The following is a 17,792-nucleotide window of genomic DNA, read 5'->3' on the forward strand; positions in this document are numbered from 1 at the left end:
TTTAAAAATTTACCTCCATATTTTGATACATGGGCATCAGCATTGCCGCATAAAGTAAAACGATAATCAGAGCCACAAAGATAAAGACCAGTGGCTGCACCAGATTCATGGTGCGGTTGACTCGGGTAAAAAAGGCTTCCCAAGTTTTTTCAGCATAGATTTCCAACTCACTACCCAGCTTGGACTTGACTTCCCCATACTCAATAATGAGACTCAACTCCTTTTTAAAGAAAGGATAGGTTGCTATGGTTTGAGAAAATTCCCGACCATTTTGTAGGGCTTGAGCTAGGTCTTGACCGATTTCTTTAAAGAGTTGGGAACCTTGTTCCTGCATCATTTGAAAAATCTGCGTTAGTTCCATCCCTTGAGAAATCATATTCCCCCATTCACGCGCATAATAGGCTGTCAGATAGGTCTGCACAAAAATTCCAAAGAAGGGAATGCGTGCCAAGATAGAAAAGACGCGCATCTTCGAACTTCTTTTATAAAAAGTGAGTGCTAAAAGGACATCTACTGAAACAAAGCCTACCATTCCTAGAAAAATTTGTGGCAGATTGCCAATAATTTGGGTGGCGATATTACTACTATCCAGTTGTGGTAGTAGGTAGTTACGCAGTCCCAGCATAATTAAGAGAAGAAAACCCAGCAAAATCAAGGGATAGGTCGCTACTTCAATTAATTTTTTCTTGACCTTGGCCAGATTGTCCAGATATTCTTCTATCTTTCCCAAACTCAGGTGAAGATTCCCATGGACTTCAGCTAGAGATAACTGGGTGACAATAGCACTTGAAAATCCCAAACTTTCCATCATTTCTGAAAATGATTTCCCCTGAGACAAGCCCGTGCGCATCTGGGTCACACACTGCTTGTCCAACAAGGCACTCCTATCTAAAAAGGAGATAGTCTCCACCAGATGAAAACCGCTGGAAAAGAGATTGTTAAACAAGGTGATGATATTTTTTTGCTTAGCTGTAGCTAATTTTTTCCGTTTCAGCCTGAAGACTTGTGATATGTCCATCTTTAAGAAGCTGGTCAATCTGTTCATTCCAGCTAGTTGGCTGGTGTTCTTGATAGTCTTTATTTGCAAAGTCAACGATTCCTCCTCCCCCGATTAATCTCTGGTAGCAGACTCCTTGCAGAACGACTGCTAATTCCTCTTCACTCACACCCAACTCCAGTAGGCGTTCATAAACACCTCGGATACTCTTGGCATGAATGGTTGAAAAGACTGTCGCCCCTGTCAGACTGGCTCTGACTACTGCACGCGCCGTCTCGCTATCTCGAATTTCTCCGATAATCAAGAGGTCAGGACGATGACGTAAGGAGAGTTTAATCAGATTTTCATAGGTCAGTCCAATTGCCTCATTCAACTGCAACTGGAGCATGTCATCCTGCTTGATTTCAACAGGATCTTCTATGGACATAACTTGCTGTCCTTTAAAGAGTGACTTGGCCAATTCATGCATCAGAGTCGTCTTACCACTGCCTACTGGGCCAGCAAAGAGATAGAGTCCTCGTTGCCTGTACTGCTTACCCAATTCGTCAATATCCTGAAACCAAAAATGCAACTCCTGCTCCTCATCGTGCAACAAGCGAATAACTAAACTTTCATGACCTCGATAATCGCCTACTGTAGATAAACGTAGGGACGTCGTCTTCTGGTCATATTCATAATCACAGGAACCTAGCTGACTACGTCGCTTTTCTCCCACATTCATACCCGCCACAAACTTAAAGTGGCTGATGACGGACGCAAACTTTTCAAAATCATAACAACCGATTTTACAACGCTCGTCTCCTATCCTCATATGAAGCTCATAGGCGTCTAACTTAGGGACAAAATAAATATCCTGCGCCCCTTTTTTCCGGGCCGAACGAATGATTTCTTGTGCAATTTCTTGAACCATACTTACCTCCTCACCTATACTATTCGCAAAGATTTGGGAAAATAAAAAAAAGCAACTCCAAAAAGTTACTTTTTCTCTATTTTAATTTCATTCGGCAAGAACGGTGCCTTTCCTGACCAGTTTGTTTTTCATAGCCCGGACGTAATTTTTCATCTGGGATAACCTGCTCATCCTGCAAAAGAGCCAAAGAATGATATTGTTGTAAATACTCATCACATTCATCACACCAGCGTTGGTCTTCCGGATCCCAGAAAATGGTCATCAAGTCACTTCTACTTTTATAAAGAGGAGACTCTTGTTCCAATCTAAACCAGCAAGTCTTGTAGTATTTGAGAGCATCATAATACTGGTCAAATTTCTTACTTGCTACAATATCTTCTTCCCAACCTTCTAAGAACCACCACGGTTCAAAATCTCCGTACATTTCTATAACACGATACATATTCATTCATTCCTTTGTACCGTATATTATAACCAATTCCGCCAAACAAGAAAAGAAATATGCTCATTTCTTAATTTTTTGATAAAAAATCTAGCCATCTGATGGATGACTGAATTTCTATTTGCTTATGTTCAAAAATCTTTTTACTACTTAGGCTTCTGAGATATCGTTTTCGATAATGACCTTAATGGCATGGTGGTCTGCTGCCTTACTGAAGACTTCATAGGCTTTTTCAATTTCACTTAGTTTGAAATAATGAGTTACCAATTTTTCTGGTTCAATCTTATGACTTTCAAGTGCCTTCAACAATTGTGGAGTGGTATTTGTAGATACCAAACCAGTTGTTACATTGATGTTGCGAATCCAAAGCTTGTCCAAATCAAATTCAACTGATTTACCATGTACACCACAGTTGGCAACTGTTCCGTCTACACCGATAATCTTTTGACAGAAGTCAAATGTTGCAGGAATACCAACAGCTTCGATAGCAACATCTACACCACGGCCATCTGTCAAATCATAAATTTCTTTAATGGCTTTTTCAGGGTCTGAAGAATTAACCTTGTGAGTCGCACCGAATGATAAAGCTGTTTCCAAGCGATTATCATCTAGGTCCACCATAATCAATTTAGCTGGCGAATAGAATTGAGCCGTCAAAAGAGCAGCCAATACAACTGGACCTGAACCAATAATGGCTACGCTACAACCAGGTTCTACTTTCCCTTTCAAGACACCAATTTCATATCCAGTAGGCAGAATGTCTGATAGCATAACCAAAGCTTCATCTGACAAGTCTTCTGGAGTATGGTAAAGAGTGTTATCTGCATGAGGGACACGTAGATATTCAGCCTGCATACCATCAATCAAGTGACCGAAAATCCAGCCCCCTTCGTCTTCACAATGGGCATAAATTCCTTTTTTACAGTAGTAGCATTTACCACAGGCACAGACACAAGAAATCAAAACCTTGTCGCCTTTTTTGAAGTTCGAAACTCCTTCTCCAACTTCTTCAACAATCCCAATTCCTTCGTGACCAAGAATGGTACCACTTTGGCAAGCCGGAACATCCCCTTTGATAATATGGAGGTCTGTTCCACAAATAGTGGTTTTTACGATACGCACAATAGCGTCTGTTGGCTTGCGAATAACTGGTTTGTCTACATCAACAAAAGAAGCAAGTCCTGGTTTAACATAAGTATAGGCTTTCATAAAGTACTCCTCCGTTTTTTTATTTGTACTATTTATAATACAATTGTAAGCCTTTTCATTTGTTCGTTCAAGCATTTTTGTGATTTTTTTAACTTTTTTATTTACCGATAAAGTACCATACATAAAAAAGCAGAAGCTAGTCTCTAACTTCTGCCTTCTCTCTTATGCTTGATAACGTTTCACACCGTCTAGGTAGGTGGCTACCAATTCCAAATCTTTATCTAGTACGATAAAGTCGGCGTCATATCCTTCACGGATTTGTCCACAAACATCATCAATGTGAACAGATTTTGCTGGGTTAAGGCTAGCCATCATGACTGCTTCATGCGGATTCGCAATTCCCCATTCGACCACATTCTTCAAACCGTCTTTGAGTTTGAGGATAGAACCTGCCAAATTGCCTGTCGATTTGAGGCGAGCAGTTCCATTGGCAACCACTACTGGGAATTCTCCCAACATGTAGTCTCCATCTTCCAAGCCACCAGCTGTCATACAGTCTGTGATAAGGGCAATATTTTCAGTTCCCTTTTGCTTGAGCAAAATATCACAGGCCTTTGGATCTACGTGGTGACCGTCACAAATCAATTCTGCGTAAGTATGTGGTAACTCATACATGGCTCCCACCATACCCAGTTCTCGGTGAGTCAATCCACGCATACCATTGTAGGCATGTACCCAAACGCTCGCTCCAGCATCCACTGCTTTTTTAGCTTCATCAAAAGTCGCATTTGAGTGTCCAAGAGCAACCGTTACGCCTTCTCCAGTGATAGTCCGTACAAAGTCTTCTACACCTTCACGCTCTGGCGCAAGGGCAATTTTATTAAGCAAGCCATTGGCTGCTTTTTGCCAAGCACGAAACTCATCCATACGAGGATCTTTCATGTAGGCAGGATTTTGAGCCCCCTTGTATTTCTCTGTGAAATAAGGCCCTTCAAAATAAATTCCACGAATCTTAGCTCCACTTGCTTCCTGATAACGAGCACCAATATTTTCCGTTACCGCAAGCAATTGCTCATAAGTTGATGTCAAAGTGGTTGGCAAGAAGCTGGTAACACCTGTACTAAGTAGTCCTTCACTCATGGTATGAAGGGTTCCTTCGATGTTATTGTCCATGACATCGACACCGCCAAATCCATGAATGTGGGTATCTACAAGTCCTGGGGCAATGCTATAACCTGTATAGTCAATCACCTCAGCGCCTTCAGGAATTTGTTCTACATGTTTTCCAAACTTGCCATCCACAAGTTCCAAGTAACCTCCACGACGAACTCCGTGTGGGTAGAAAAACTGATCCGCTTTAATATATTTAGGCATAATGTTAACCTCCTTAAAAGATTGATTCTACAATTTATTATGTCAATTACATTATAAACCTTTCTTTTTTATTTGTAAATGGTATAGACCTATTTTCTAAAGATATTTTAAAAGAGCTGGATTTCTCCAACTCTTCTCTTTTTAATACACGTTATTTTGATTTGACTGGTTTATCTTGAGCTGTTTGCAAGGCTGTTGCAATGGTATCCGCATACAATTTAGCTCCTGCTTCAATTTTACTATTGTCACTTCCGAAGTGAACCTGGTCTGTTCCTGTCCAGATCTCTGGATGTTCCTTAGCAACTTGATTCCAATCTGCTATCGTGATATAAGGAGTCTTCTCTGCCAATTCTCTCATGTAGGCAGCAGCCTTCTCAACGATAGCATAGGTCTCTTTTGTCTTATCTCCCTCATAAGGTGTCACCAAAATCATATGGTGCCCCTTTGGAAGATTTTTCACGATACTATCCCAGTCTTCCTTGTAATTTTCAGGATTATTTACCCCAGTTGCAATGACCACCATCTTAGGTAAAAATTTATTCTGGCTATTGTTGAGCATGATTTCATTGGCGGTCTTGGTTGTTCTGCTGACTTGTGCATTAATCTGTGCCCCTGGAAGGGCTGTCTGCAACGCTGTATTAGCTCTTAGTGCTACCGAATCACCAATTAGCATAGTACCATCAGCAATTCCTAAACTATCAGCTTCTGCTCGTTCTGCCATCACCTTGGTCTGGCTAATATTTGTTGCAGCTTGCTTCAAGCCATTGACAGTTAAATCTGTCTCAAAAGCTCCGACTTGTGGAGCCAACAAGATCACCGTGCAGACAATGATAGGCAAGATTCCTGTGCTTGCTGCAAGGATTGTATGGACATAAGGCAGGGGACGAAGGGTTTGTATAATAGGTGTGTTCTTTCCTGCAATCCAAGGTTCCAACACATAAAATGACAGACTGGCAAATCCATAAGAAAAAATCAAAGTCAGTAAGACAGCAAGAAGATTTGATGTCAACTGCGAGAAAATGATATAGAAAGGCCAATGGAAAAGATAAACCGCATAACTAGTATCTGCTAAAAAGCTAATAATCTTTGGCTCCTGCACGTTAGGAGTCTTTTCATGTAAGACACGCGCCGCCAGAATCATAGCAAGGGCTGCAAGGCTGGCAAGCAAGAAGCCCATAAGATAGGCAAAGAGATAGGTAAATTTGACAAAGAAGGTCAAAATGAGTAAAAAGCCAAAACCTCCCCCAAAAACTAAAAGCGTCTTACGTAAATCCCAGATTTTATCCAATTGCTTGACCAGAGAAGTCGTCTGACGAACGCCTACAATCGTTGCTAGGATACTCCCCAAAAAGAATGGATAAACATGAGTTAAACTGGAGAAATAAACAGAGGAATAAGAGGTTACTAGAAAACTACCAATAAACATGGAGAAGAAGCTAATCAAGAAGGCAGTAGCAGATAAGAGAAAGACCATCCCTCTCAACTGACCATTTGATTTAGCCTGTTTGGATAAGAACCAAACTGCCAATCCCCAAAGAATATAGTAGTGAACCTCAACGGCCAAGCTCCAATTATGAACAAACAAATGAGGAATGAACTGAGATTCATAACTCCCACCTGTTAGGAGTTCATAGAAGTTGGTCATAAAGCCTAAAACACCTGCAATCTGGCCACCAATTCCAGCCACATAATCTTGCCGAACTAGAAAGGTAAAGGGCATGGTTACCAAGACCATCAAAACCACAGGTGGTACGATACGATAAAAGCGTCTCCTAAAAAATCCAACCAAATCAATTTCATGATTTTTAGAAAATTCTTCGATGAGTAGAGCAGTAATCAGGAAACCTGAAAATGTGAAAAAGACATCTACCCCGAAAAATCCTCCAGGAAAGATGGTCTGAAAGAAATGATACAAGAGTACTAGTAGTAAACCTGTAATCCTAATCAAGGAAAACCATTTAATGCGCATACGAGTTTATTCATCCTTTCATTGTACACTTTATTCTATCAAAAAAAGAAGAAAAATCCTAAGAGAAAACTTAGGATTTTTAGCTTATACCTATTCCGTTTTAGAAATTGCGTCCTGACTTATTATAGCCATATTTTTCAACAAAATACTCACGGAATTCCAAAAGATTGTCATCCATGATGGCTTGTCGAACTTGCTTCATCAGGTTAAGCAAGAAGTAAAGATTGTGGTAGCTAGTCAAGCGGATACCAAAGGTTTCATCAGCCTTGAGCAGGTGACGAAGATAGGCGCGTGTGTAGTTCTTACATGTGTAGCAATCACACTCAGGATCCAGTGGTGTAAAGTCCTCAGCAAACTGGGCATTTTTTACAACCAAACGTCCCTGACTGGTCATACAAGTCCCGTTACGAGCTATTCGAGTCGGCAAGACACAGTCAAACATATCCACTCCACGAATGACCCCATCAATCAAGCTATCTGGCGCTCCCACACCCATCAAATAGCGAGGTTTGTTTTCAGGTAGCAGTTGGGTTGTGAAGTCCAAGACAGCATTCATCTCTTCGTGGGTTTCTCCTACTGCCAAGCCACCGATAGAGTAGCCTGGGAAGTCCATGCTGACAAGGTCATGAGCCGATTGGCGACGAAGGTCTTCAAATCCTGCCCCTTGCACAATTCCAAACAAACCTTGGTCATGCGGACGACGGTGAGCCTTCAAACCACGCTCAGCCCAACGACTGGTACGCTCGATTGATTTTTTAACGTAGTCATAAGGCTGATAAAACTGAGGACATTCGTCAAAGGACATCATGATGTCTGAGCCCAGATTATTCTGAATAGAGATGGCTTTTTCTGGGGACAAGAACATCTTAGAACCATTGAGATGGTTTTTAAAGGTTACTCCTTCTTCTGTGATATTACGGCTATCAGCTAGGGAATAAACCTGGAAACCACCGCTATCTGTCAAAATCGGCTGATCCCAATTCATGAACTTGTGGAGACCACCTGCGCGTGCGATGAGTTCATCTCCAGGACGCAGCCAGAGATGATAGGTGTTTGACAGGATGATTCCTGAACCCATCTCCTTCAACTCCTCTGGTGACTGAGTTTTGACAGTGGCTTGAGTCCCAACTGGCATAAACATAGGTGTCGGGAAGGTACCGTGGGGAGTGATAATTTCTCCCAGACGAGCTCCCGTGTGTTTTTCTTTCTTAATCAAACGGTATTTGATTGGTGAATCTGACATTTTTTACCTCCGAAGCTGGGAAAAACAGTCCCAGTTCATACTTTGTGCCCAAGGGCATACTGTATGATTTTATCAAAAAAAGCTGGAACTGTCACGAACTATGGTATAATGAGAGAATGAAATACCCAAAAATTGATTTAAAAACCATTCGTCTGCAGGCCAGACAATTTCAGGCTGAAAATCCCCGCCTCTTTCTCGTCTATCTCTTACCTAGCATGCTGGTCATCTTGTCTGGCTTCCTTAATCCCTTAGAGCGCATCAACGAGTCTATTTTAGAGCAATCCTTTTTAAGCGTTCTTGGTCATGTATTCCAAGCCTACCTTTTTCCACTATTAGTCTCCTTTATCGGAACGATTCTCCTGACCAGTTCAGTTTATACAACGCTGAAACTCATCAAGAATCCCGATACAGAACTATCCGTCAAAAATGGTCTCGCTCTATTTAACGAAGAGTACTTTTCGCAAACCTTTTTGACTCTTCTCCTCAAACGTTTCTATCTCTTCTTATGGAGCATTCCTAGCTTGCTTGGGATTTACTTCCTCTTTTACAGTAGCTTTCTAGCAAAGAAATTCGTTGTCCTTCACCCTGAGTTTCCTAATCTAGATCTCACGTCAATTGAAACCGAGCGTTTCCTCATGACATTTGGTCTCTACTTTCTAGCAAGTATCCTCTTGATGATTGTCGGAAATAGTCTCTATATTCCACAATACTATGCCTATTCGCAGGTAGAATTTCTCCTCTGTGACACTCTCGACTTAGGCCAAGCTAAACCAGGGCAAATACTTAAAACCAGCCGTTTCTTAATGAAAGGTTACAAATTTCAGCAATTTGTCCTAGACTTACAACTCCTTCCTTGGTATTTCCTCAATTGGATTACCTTTGGGATTGCTAGTTTCTCACTCCTACCCTACATTCAAATCAATAAAATAATTTTTTACCGAGCTGTACTAGCTCGAAAACGTCCAAAAGCTTGAAGGTTTCCCCTCAAGCTTTTTTCTATCAATGAGTTTCTCCGCCTACCAACTTGAGATCCTGATCTCCATGTTCTATAATGGCGCCGATTGCCGCTTCTATCCCTCGCCTAATATCCACTAAACTCATAGCTGGAGTAGTCGGTCTATTCACCACCTGTTCCATCATATAAGGAATATGCATAAAACCTGCCTTAACATGTGGAAATTTCTTTTCTACCAAATAGAGGGACTGATACATCAGATGGTTACAGACAAAAGTCCCTGCCGTATTGGAAACAGAGGCCGGCAATCCCTCTTTTTTTATAGCTTGAACCATCGCTTTAATCGGCAAACTACTAAAGTAGGCCGAAGCACCATCCGCTCGAATGGGAAGGTCAATCGGCTGATTCCCTTCGTTATCAGGAATGCGTGCATCGTCTTGATTAATGGCCACTCGCTCAGGTGTCAAGCTGGTTCTTCCACCTGCTTGGCCGATACAAAGGACAAAGTCAGGTTGATAACGGTCCATCTCTTCTTCCAATACTTGAGCCGATTTGTGAAAGACTGTTGGCACTTCTAGCCAACGGACCTCAGCACCATGGATTTCAGCTGGTAAACCTTTAATAGCCTCCAAGGCTGGATTGACCTTTTCCCCTCCAAAAGGCTCAAAACCTGTCACTAATACTTTCATTTCTAACTCCTCAAAACAAATTCAATAAAACTCTTTTCTTAAAAACAAGTATAACATATTTCCCTTATTCTGGAGTGAAAAGTACTAGAGAGACTAAGATTGATCTTTGAACTTATTTAAAGAGAAAAATACTAATCAAGGCTAAAATAGCTGGCCCACCTTGCTTCAAAATAATTTTCTTATCTACTGTGAGAGAGCCATAAGCCGCAGCTCCAATCACAAATAAAACAAAAATAGTCACAATTTCTAAATTCTGTGAGAAATAAATCCCATACAAGAGAAAGACTCCTAACAGAGCATTATAAATCCCTTGATTTTTAAACAATGAACTTACAGACGGACGAGCCAGTTCTTCCTTTTCCATGTTAAAGACTCGACTAGTCGCATCTGATTGCGTTGCAATACTTTCCAAATAAAAAATGTAAAAATGCTCGAAAGCAACGATTGTTGCTAAAATGATTGTAATAATTGACATCTATTTCTCCTTAAATTTCTATATTTTCAATACCCAAAACCAATTTATTTAATAAACGGCTGAGTTCTGTTCTTTCAGACTCTGTTAAGATACTTTCCATCGCTTCTTTAACCTTGATATGCTTCAGAGGAGGATTCACCACTAACTGCTCCTTGGCATACTTCGTAGCCTCTACCAACACTTCTCGCTGATTTTCAGGATTACGATGACGCTCCACCAAACCTTCCTTTTCCAGAATTTTGAAATGTCGTGTCAAGGCGGCCTGATCAATCTTCAAACGCTCCTGAACCGCTATTTGATTACAAGGGGAATGCTTCAACAAAAATAATAAAATCTGATACCGTGTCAAACTAATCCCAAGTCTTTTTTCAAACAATTGCGTGCTCGCTTGCTCAGACAAGCGGAGTTGATAAAGTAAATCTTGAATCTCTAACATTTCTTCCTTCTTTCTGTTGACTTATCAATAGTTGACTAATCAAGTATAATACAAAGTAAAATAAATTGCAAGAATGTTGCTTCAATCATTACAAAATGGTAACTTCCATTTTCCATCCATATTGATACTCAATGAAAATCAAAGAGCAAACTAGGAAGCTATCCGTAGGTTGCTCAAAGCACAGCTTTGAGATTGCAGATAAAACTGACGTGGTTTGAAGAGATTTTCGAAGAGTATGACAAAGAAAAAACGAACGAGACTCGCTTCCTATCACGAAAGCTAGATCTCATTCGTCAAAATGATATTACCAAGTCTGGTTTATCCATTCATTGAAACGTGAACGTGGTCATAGTGGTTTTCTGTCACACTACCACGGTCTGGCATTGGGTTCCAAGTATTAGCTGGTCCATATTTGCTATCGAATGGAGCATAGAAACGTTGTTTCCAGATAATGTAACTAATTCCACGGCTGGCCATGTTTTGAATAGCGTATTCCGCAAGCTTATCCCCTAGTTCTGAGCTTTCTGGTACCATGAAGTCGATAGCCAAACCTTTTCCGTGATCTCCACTGTCTCCTGGACGGTAACCACTAAAGGATGTGATGCCAAACAAGTTAGCAATTTCTTCTTTAAAGGCAGCTGTTTGTGGTTGAAGGCCTGCATTTTCAGATTTCGCTACCGCAAGTCCAGCATAATCGGGCGCTGCTGGAGCCGCGTAAGTTGTTGAAACTGTTTTCTTCTCTTCTAGTTGATAAGTAGAAACTGCTGGTGTAGCTTCACTTGATGCTACTTCTTTTACTTCTTCTAAACTTGTTGCAGTTGTTTCTATTGCTTTTTCTTCTACTGGAGTTGTAGTTGTTTCCACTGTTGACTCAGCCTGAGGGCTTGCTTGTGTTTCCTCTTTCTCAGCTGGAGTCGTTGCCTGAGGAGCTGCTTCTGCAACTGCATTGCTTGTTTCGGCTATTTGCTTCTCTGAAACAGAATTTCCTGTAGATGGCGCGACTTCTTCTGCAGTAGTAACTGTCTCTGCAACTTCTGAACTTGATGCCACTTCTTTTGTTCTTGTAGTTTCTACCGCTTTTGGATCTTCTGCAATCGGTTGAGAAAGATCTGCAACCTGAACAGTTTGAGCATCAACGGTCACTTGATTGGTTGTCAAATCTGCTGTCGCAGTTGTCACTTCCTCACTAGAAGCTGCTCGAGGAGTTTGGATTTCAACTTCTGTTACTTCTTCTGCTTCATTGACAGTCGTTGTCAAAACGGTTTCTGGGAAAATCAGGTCCATATTGGTGATTTTATTCAAATTCGCAAGAACTGTGACATCTACACCCAAGGCTTCTGCAATAGTGCTCAAGGTATCACCATACTGAACGGTATAACTTGTTTTGTTATCCGTTTTAGTCAAATCATTTTGGATTTGCTCAACACTACGTGCAGTCCAAAGAAGTTCTTCTGCTTGGGTTGCCAATACTGGGGCAAACGACAAGGCTACTGTTGAGGCTAATAATATTCTTTTCTTCATTCTTTCAAATTCCTTTCAAATGAGTACCTGTCTATGATAACACAAAAAATGCAGAAAAAAAGCCCTCTCGGGCCTATTTAACAGAACTGTCTATTCCTTGTAACAAACTCAGTTACTTGAAATAGTTTGTTAGGTCTCTGTCACAAAACTGACACAATCTTTTTATAGCTCAGCCTCAAAAATACGGGAAATATCTGCTAAGGCTTGAATCCTGTGATTGCCTCCATAAGACGACTCTAAAAAGTTAAGACTTTGAATCCCACTATTCTGAGCAAATTCCACATCCAGAGTCCGATCCCCTATATAATAGGTTTTCTCAGGATCCAACTGATACTTGTCTAACAGATAGGTAGCCGCTTCTGGACTGGGCTTCCGCGCAAAGCCACTCTGACTGGTTAAAATATCTGTAAAATAAGATTCCAAACCCAAGTCTCTGAGAATGGTAAGAGCATTGTCTCCCTTATGAGTGTAAACAAACTGCTGAATTCCTGATTCCTCTGCCCAAGCTAGCACATCACGCGCACCTGGCATCAAAACTACCTGAGCATTCTTCTCAGCCAAACTCTGTGCACGCACCTGATTTAGCACTTCCACATCCAGTTTTCTCTCTTCCGCCACCTGCACAAGCAAATCCTGAACAGAATACTTGAGAATAAACTCCCTCACCTTCCCTTTATCATAAGGAATAGCAAACTGACCAAAAGTTTCCTCAATCCCTGACAAAATCGCTTCGTAAGAATCCAATAAAGTCCCGTCTAAATCCCAAATAAAAGCTGTTTTTTGCATTTCCTATCCTTTCAAACTCATATAACGCTGGTAACGGTAACGTAGAAATAACCAACGAAAACCATTATCCAAAAGGGTTCCAGCCCAAATACCAGGCAAGCCCCAACCAAGAACAATCCCCATCAGATAGGCTGTCCCAATGCGGATACACCACATCCCTATACTTGTCGCATAAAAGGGAAGCCGAGCATTCCCCAAGCCCTGCCAAACAGCCGTATAGATGACTGTTCCCGTCGTCATAGGAGTCCCTAAAAGTGAGAAAAGAGTCACTAGAACACTAGCCTCCACCGCTAGAGGATCAGTCGTATAGAGATGAGTCAGTGGTATTCCTAAGGCATAGACACTAATCGTCAAGGGCAACATGAGAAGCAGAGAAAGCCAAAAGGTTTGCTTGCTCAAACTAGCTACTCTTTTCCAATCATCCTCTCCAACTGCTCGAGCTACCAGCATGACCGTTGCCGTAGCAACTCCAAAAGCAGGCATGTAGTTAAACTGGGTCAAGACTTCTCCGATTGCATTTCCAGCCACTGCCTCTGTCCCAAAAGAAACAACCAAGGCAATGATAAGGACATCACCAGCCCGCATCATAAGCCGCTCTCCAGCTGCTGGCAAAGCCAAGGTCAATAGTTCCTTATCTAAACCAAAAGTCGGTTTCTCAAAAGGCAACTTTAATTGCGACCATAAAATCACAAGACCAACCAAACGAGACAGAATAGTCCCCCAAGCAACACCAGCTATCCCCATATCCAAAACAAAAATAGCTAGACTTGAAAAAAGAATATTCAAGGCATTGGATAAAAAACTAACATAAAGGGGCAAACGTGGATTATGCGTTGCACGAATCAAGGCTCCCAGACTAGTCATTAAACCTAAGAGAACAATTGATCCGCCTACCAAAGATAGATAGAGTCCACCACTCTCAGCTACATCTCTCTCCGTCCCCAAAAGTTCTATCATCTCTTGCCCAGCGAAGATGGACAAAGATCCTAAAAGGAAACTTAATATTAAGGTAATCTTCAAGGCCTCAGTCACATGATAGACCAACTTCGACTGGTCTTTCTGTCCCAAACTTTTTGAAATAACACTGGAAATAGCAGATCCCAGAGCTATGAAAATCGCCTGATAAATCGTGATAATATTGCCAGCTACTGATACACCTGAAATAGCTATCAATCCTAAATGAGCAACTAAATAACTGTCCACCATCCCCATGAGCATTTGCAAAAAGTTTTCTCCCATAGCTGGCAAGGCAATATTAAGAATGTCTTTATTTTTCTTAAACAATCTTTCCTCCTGATTAAAAGAAACTCAGTTGATTTCCCAACCGAGTTTACTCCTTCTGTCTTAAAGTCCTAGATAAGCCTCAACCGCTACTTGCATGTCCGCAGCCGCCACAGTTGTCTTGTGACGAACTGGCGCTGTTTCAAGGCCATCAACTGCTGATGGCACAGCCACTCCTGAGATTTCATGCAATTGAGCCAAAGCTTCAAAGTCAGTTAAGCCTGCTTTTCCTGTTACTGCTTCGACTGCAACCACTGGGAACTTGTAAGGACTAGCTGTTGAAGCAATCACTGTCTTAGTCGCATCGCCAGTAGCCTCTTGGTATTTCTTATAAACTGCCGAAGCAACCGCTGTATGTGGATCCTCGATATAAGAGTCTGACTCATAAACACGCTTAATTTCTGTCGCTGTTTCTTCCTCAGTCGCATATTCAGCTGCAAATAGTTCAAGAATCTCTGAATCAAAGTCTGTCAACTCATATTGTCCTTGCGTGTTCAAGGCGTTCATAAGTTCAGCTGTCTTAACCGCATCATTCCCCAAAAGATGGAAAATCAAACGCTCCAAGTTTGAAGATACCAAGATATCCATAGATGGGCTAGTTGTTACCTTAAACTCACGTTTCTTATCGTAAACACGTGTCTTGAAGAAGTCTGTCAAAACATTGTTATCATTTGAAGCACAGATCAATTTACCAACTGGGAGACCGATTTGTTTGGCATAAAAGGCAGCCAAGATATTTCCAAAGTTTCCAGTCGGCACTGTGAAGTTGACCTTATCACCAGACACAATCTCACCAGTCTTGACCAATTGGGCATAGGCATAAACATAATAAACAATCTGTGGCACCAAACGACCGATATTCATAGAGTTAGCTGATGAAAATTGCAACTTGTTGGCCGCTAATTTTTCACGAAGAGCCACGTCGTTAAACATGTGCTTCACATTTGTTTGGGCATCGTCAAAGTTACCATCAATGGCGATAACATGAGTATTGTCACCAGTCTGAGTGGTCATTTGCAACTCTTGTACCTTGCTGACACCATCCTTTGGATAAAAGACGATAATCTCAGTGCCAGGAACATCAGCAAAGCCTGCCATAGCAGCTTTTCCAGTATCACCAGATGTCGCTGTCAAGATGACAATCTTGTTCTCCAAACCATGTTTCTTAGCAGCTGTTGTCATAAAGTATGGCAAGATAGACAAGGCCATATCCTTAAAGGCAATCGTTGAACCATGGAACAGTTCCAAGTTATATTGTCCATATAATTTCACTAATGGCGCGATAGCTGGAGTATCAAATTTGCTATCGTAGGCATTGTTGATACAGTAGTCCAACTCCTCAGCTGTAAAGTCATCTAAAAATGCTGAGAAAACTAGCTTAGCAACTTTCTGGTAAGAAGCATCTTTCAATTTGTCAAAGTCCAAATCTACCTTTGGATAAGTGACCGGTGTAAACAAACCCCCGTCCGACGCCAAACCTTGTAAAATAGCTTGGCTGGCAGTTACTGTATTGTTAGCATCACGCGTTGATTGATAAACTAATGTCATTACTCTCTATCCTTTATCTATAGTCTCTTCTATTATATCATGATTTTTTAGAAAATTCTCGCTTTATAAGAAAAATTATAGGCTCAATTCTTCTTGCAAAGGCTGTAAATAGGTCATTTCTTGCTTATTTCTCATCTCCAGTCCTTCCTCAGCTAGCAGGAGTAAGTCTTTAGAAAATTCCATAATCGCAGTTTCTTCCTCATCTGTAAGCTTTTTCTTAGAAAATTGCCGTCTTAAAAACTTATAATTTCTCCCAAATTCTTTAAAGAAAGGTGCTGTTTCTAAGTAAGCTTCTAACTTATCTAAATTAACCAACAATCCCAAGTGAAAAGCTGCTGAAGCGAAGGTTCTATCTAGAGGTTGAGTACACACACTACGAAATTCAACTGTTCCCCGAGTCGTTAAGTCCTGGTACTGGTAACTACGATGAGTTTCAAAGTCTTTCTCTTGAGGGTAAATAAGAACCTCATCCCCATTAAGATCAAATGCTTGGATTTCAGGTGTCGCCAGATAGTCTCTTGCCTGAATCGGATAAAAATAATAGGTTTGCCCATCACGTTCCGCAGTAAAAATTGCAGAATGATCTAGATAATCAAAAAAATCATCCTCATCTTTAAAGAGTCTAGCATTGACCCCAACATTCTCTGAATAGATACCATGCATAGATTCTTCCCAGAAAATATCCCTTGAAATTTTCGTATCCCAATCTGCACCAGAAAACTCAGAATTTGCAAATAAATAAGCCTTAGCCGTTTCAATTTGAGAAAAAGCATTAATCACCCGTAAGAAGTTAAACTTTGAAACATCCAGCTGAACCTGACTCCCGCAGATAAAAGCTCCATAGTCAGGGAATTGATGTAAGTCTGATTCTGTCACATTTCTACTCAAATTTAAATAGTCCATCAACATGCGATACCGTGAGTAAGCAACTGGACTATTCTCATTTTTATCCCAGTCAGGATGAATGCCGCAGCCAACAATAGCATGGTTTGATTCAGCTAACTTTTTCTGAATCACATCCAGATAATTGTTGAAACGATTTTCGATTTCTTGAATCGTTTTAGCCTTACCAAATGCAAACTCAATCGTAGTATAGGAAACTTCAAATAAAATTGCATCTTGACTTACTGGATCTACTAACTGGATAGGATTCCCAAAATCATCAAACTTTTCGATAGTAAAATCCAAAGAAGAAACTAAATATCGGAATAAGTATTTGATAACTTCAACATTTGTAGCATCCCCTTCTAAATTTGCAACAGGATATTCCAGCTCAACTCCAATAAACAATTTAGGATTTTCTTTAATATTTTTCAAATACCGATGTTTTAATAAATCGATAGAACGAGACATACTTCCCTACACTTTCATAATCTAAATAAAATTTGAATAACTATCATTATACCAAAAATAATATAAAAAAGGAACGAAGATTTACAACGTTCCTTAACTCTATACTATACCGGCGGCCGGGGTCGAACCGGCACGTCCTTGCGGACACTGGATTTTGAGTCCAGCGCGTCTGCCAATTCCGCCACGCCGGCAAATAGTAACTGGGGTAGCTGGATTCGAACCAACGCATGAGGGAGTCAAAGTCCCTTGCCTTACCGCTTGGCTATACCCCAATAATATAAAATAGGCGAGTGATGGGGATCGAACCCACGCATGCCAGAGCCACAATCTGGTGTGTTAACCACTTCACCACACCCGCCATAATTCTATTAACACGGGCAGTAGGAATTGAACCCACACTGAAGGTTTTGGAGACCTTAGTTCTACCTTTAAACTATGCCCGTAAAATGGAAGGGGAGGGATTCGAACCCCCGAACCCGAAGGAGCGGATTTACAGTCCGCCGCGTTTAGCCTCTTCGCTACCCTTCCAAAATATATAAATGGCGCGAGACGGAATCGAACCGCCGACACATGGAGCTTCAATCCATTGCTCTACCAACTGAGCTACCGAGCCTTATTGCGGGAGCAGGATTTGAACCTACGACCTTCGGGTTATGAGCCCGAC

The 17,792-nt window shown here is 41.1% G+C and carries 16 protein-coding genes and 6 tRNA genes; 1 reads left to right on the forward strand and 21 read right to left on the reverse strand.

Annotation, left to right across the window (positions count from 1 at the left end; genetic code table 11):
- Position 1: 1 nt before the first annotated feature.
- From comGB to tgt, 7 genes are all read right to left on the reverse strand, one after another.
- Entirely contained in the window at positions 2-1,018 is a 1,017-nt protein-coding gene (gene comGB, locus QM865_RS08505) for a competence type IV pilus assembly protein ComGB (RefSeq protein WP_414306457.1), read from the reverse strand.
- The gene (gene comGA / locus QM865_RS08510; RefSeq protein ID WP_414306447.1) at positions 966-1,907 is read right to left on the reverse strand and encodes a competence type IV pilus ATPase ComGA; all 942 of its coding nucleotides are present in this window, start codon (positions 1,905-1,907) and stop codon (positions 966-968) included. Before comGA ends, comGB begins: the two co-directional genes overlap by 53 nt.
- 76 nt (positions 1,908-1,983) lie before the next feature.
- Entirely contained in the window at positions 1,984-2,349 is a 366-nt protein-coding gene (locus tag QM865_RS08515) for a DUF1033 family protein (protein WP_000286409.1), read from the reverse strand.
- 150 nt (positions 2,350-2,499) lie between these two features.
- Complete coding sequence (locus QM865_RS08520) at positions 2,500-3,558, reverse strand: zinc-dependent alcohol dehydrogenase family protein (protein ID WP_414306448.1); 1,059 nt, start codon at positions 3,556-3,558, stop codon at positions 2,500-2,502.
- 162 nt (positions 3,559-3,720) lie between these two features.
- Complete coding sequence (gene nagA / locus QM865_RS08525; RefSeq protein WP_414306449.1) at positions 3,721-4,872, reverse strand: N-acetylglucosamine-6-phosphate deacetylase; 1,152 nt, start codon at positions 4,870-4,872, stop codon at positions 3,721-3,723.
- 151 nt (positions 4,873-5,023) lie between these two features.
- Positions 5,024-6,841, reverse strand: a complete 1,818-nt coding sequence (locus QM865_RS08530; protein ID WP_414306450.1) for an acyltransferase family protein — start codon at positions 6,839-6,841, stop codon at positions 5,024-5,026.
- Between the two features lie 100 nt (positions 6,842-6,941).
- Positions 6,942-8,084 carry a tRNA guanosine(34) transglycosylase Tgt gene (gene tgt / locus QM865_RS08535; RefSeq protein WP_001285237.1) on the reverse strand — a complete coding sequence of 381 codons (1,143 nt, stop codon included), beginning with the start codon at positions 8,082-8,084 and terminating at the stop codon, positions 6,942-6,944.
- Between the two features lie 116 nt (positions 8,085-8,200).
- Between tgt and QM865_RS08540 the strand changes: the two genes are divergently transcribed.
- A complete protein-coding gene (locus QM865_RS08540; RefSeq protein ID WP_414306451.1) occupies positions 8,201-9,058 on the forward strand; it encodes a DUF975 family protein in 858 nt (285 codons plus the stop codon).
- 25 nt (positions 9,059-9,083) lie between these two features.
- Here the strand turns inward: QM865_RS08540 and pcp are convergent, their stop codons facing one another.
- The 14 genes from pcp to QM865_RS08610 form a co-directional block, all read right to left on the reverse strand.
- Complete coding sequence (gene pcp, locus QM865_RS08545; RefSeq protein WP_414306452.1) at positions 9,084-9,728, reverse strand: pyroglutamyl-peptidase I; 645 nt, start codon at positions 9,726-9,728, stop codon at positions 9,084-9,086.
- A 112-nt stretch (positions 9,729-9,840) separates the two neighbouring features.
- Positions 9,841-10,203, reverse strand: a complete 363-nt coding sequence (locus QM865_RS08550; RefSeq protein WP_414306453.1) for a DUF1304 domain-containing protein — start codon at positions 10,201-10,203, stop codon at positions 9,841-9,843.
- 10 nt (positions 10,204-10,213) lie between these two features.
- The gene (locus tag QM865_RS08555) at positions 10,214-10,639 is read right to left on the reverse strand and encodes a MarR family winged helix-turn-helix transcriptional regulator (protein ID WP_194250513.1); all 426 of its coding nucleotides are present in this window, start codon (positions 10,637-10,639) and stop codon (positions 10,214-10,216) included.
- Positions 10,640-10,957: 318 nt separating this feature from the next.
- Positions 10,958-12,160, reverse strand: coding sequence for a LysM peptidoglycan-binding domain-containing protein (locus tag QM865_RS08560; RefSeq protein WP_261030567.1), 1,203 nt, complete (start codon positions 12,158-12,160; stop codon positions 10,958-10,960).
- A gap of 162 nt (positions 12,161-12,322) precedes the next feature.
- Entirely contained in the window at positions 12,323-12,946 is a 624-nt protein-coding gene (locus QM865_RS08565) for an HAD family hydrolase (protein WP_414306454.1), read from the reverse strand.
- Between the two features lie 3 nt (positions 12,947-12,949).
- Positions 12,950-14,230 carry an MATE family efflux transporter gene (locus QM865_RS08570; RefSeq protein ID WP_414306455.1) on the reverse strand — a complete coding sequence of 427 codons (1,281 nt, stop codon included), beginning with the start codon at positions 14,228-14,230 and terminating at the stop codon, positions 12,950-12,952.
- A gap of 60 nt (positions 14,231-14,290) precedes the next feature.
- Positions 14,291-15,775, reverse strand: coding sequence for a threonine synthase (gene thrC / locus QM865_RS08575; protein ID WP_414306456.1), 1,485 nt, complete (start codon positions 15,773-15,775; stop codon positions 14,291-14,293).
- 75 nt (positions 15,776-15,850) lie between these two features.
- Positions 15,851-17,128 carry a gamma-glutamylcysteine synthetase gene (locus QM865_RS08580; RefSeq protein WP_153193880.1) on the reverse strand — a complete coding sequence of 426 codons (1,278 nt, stop codon included), beginning with the start codon at positions 17,126-17,128 and terminating at the stop codon, positions 15,851-15,853.
- Positions 17,129-17,235: 107 nt separating this feature from the next.
- Positions 17,236-17,319 (reverse strand) — tRNA-Leu (locus QM865_RS08585).
- A 9-nt stretch (positions 17,320-17,328) separates the two neighbouring features.
- Positions 17,329-17,400: transfer RNA gene (locus QM865_RS08590), tRNA-Gln, on the reverse strand.
- 13 nt (positions 17,401-17,413) lie between these two features.
- Positions 17,414-17,486 (reverse strand) — tRNA-His (locus QM865_RS08595).
- 14 nt (positions 17,487-17,500) lie between these two features.
- Positions 17,501-17,571: transfer RNA gene (locus QM865_RS08600), tRNA-Trp, on the reverse strand.
- Between the two features lie 4 nt (positions 17,572-17,575).
- Positions 17,576-17,656, reverse strand: a tRNA-Tyr gene (locus QM865_RS08605).
- A gap of 12 nt (positions 17,657-17,668) precedes the next feature.
- Positions 17,669-17,741, reverse strand: a tRNA-Phe gene (locus QM865_RS08610).
- Positions 17,742-17,792: the final 51 nt, after the last annotated feature.

The organism is Streptococcus mitis (assembly GCF_047462815.1).
GTDB classification, from domain to species: domain Bacteria; phylum Bacillota; class Bacilli; order Lactobacillales; family Streptococcaceae; genus Streptococcus; species Streptococcus mitis_DO.

What these genes read in the sequence shown, in the direction of transcription:
- comGB (WP_414306457.1), bottom strand. Translation starts at nt 1,018, where the DNA reads ATGGACATATCACAAGTCTTCAGGCTGAAACGGAAAAAATTAGCTACA.
- comGA (WP_414306447.1), bottom strand. Translation starts at nt 1,907, where the DNA reads ATGGTTCAAGAAATTGCACAAGAAATCATTCGTTCGGCCCGGAAAAAA.
- QM865_RS08515 (WP_000286409.1), bottom strand. Translation starts at nt 2,349, where the DNA reads ATGTATCGTGTTATAGAAATGTACGGAGATTTTGAACCGTGGTGGTTC.
- QM865_RS08520 (WP_414306448.1), bottom strand. Translation starts at nt 3,558, where the DNA reads ATGAAAGCCTATACTTATGTTAAACCAGGACTTGCTTCTTTTGTTGAT.
- nagA (WP_414306449.1), bottom strand. Translation starts at nt 4,872, where the DNA reads ATGCCTAAATATATTAAAGCGGATCAGTTTTTCTACCCACACGGAGTT.
- QM865_RS08530 (WP_414306450.1), bottom strand. Translation starts at nt 6,841, where the DNA reads ATGCGCATTAAATGGTTTTCCTTGATTAGGATTACAGGTTTACTACTA.
- tgt (WP_001285237.1), bottom strand. Translation starts at nt 8,084, where the DNA reads ATGTCAGATTCACCAATCAAATACCGTTTGATTAAGAAAGAAAAACAC.
- QM865_RS08540 (WP_414306451.1), top strand. Translation starts at nt 8,201, where the DNA reads ATGAAATACCCAAAAATTGATTTAAAAACCATTCGTCTGCAGGCCAGA.
- pcp (WP_414306452.1), bottom strand. Translation starts at nt 9,728, where the DNA reads ATGAAAGTATTAGTGACAGGTTTTGAGCCTTTTGGAGGGGAAAAGGTC.
- QM865_RS08550 (WP_414306453.1), bottom strand. Translation starts at nt 10,203, where the DNA reads ATGTCAATTATTACAATCATTTTAGCAACAATCGTTGCTTTCGAGCAT.
- QM865_RS08555 (WP_194250513.1), bottom strand. Translation starts at nt 10,639, where the DNA reads ATGTTAGAGATTCAAGATTTACTTTATCAACTCCGCTTGTCTGAGCAA.
- QM865_RS08560 (WP_261030567.1), bottom strand. Translation starts at nt 12,160, where the DNA reads ATGAAGAAAAGAATATTATTAGCCTCAACAGTAGCCTTGTCGTTTGCC.
- QM865_RS08565 (WP_414306454.1), bottom strand. Translation starts at nt 12,946, where the DNA reads ATGCAAAAAACAGCTTTTATTTGGGATTTAGACGGGACTTTATTGGAT.
- thrC (WP_414306456.1), bottom strand. Translation starts at nt 15,775, where the DNA reads ATGACATTAGTTTATCAATCAACGCGTGATGCTAACAATACAGTAACT.
- QM865_RS08580 (WP_153193880.1), bottom strand. Translation starts at nt 17,128, where the DNA reads ATGTCTCGTTCTATCGATTTATTAAAACATCGGTATTTGAAAAATATT.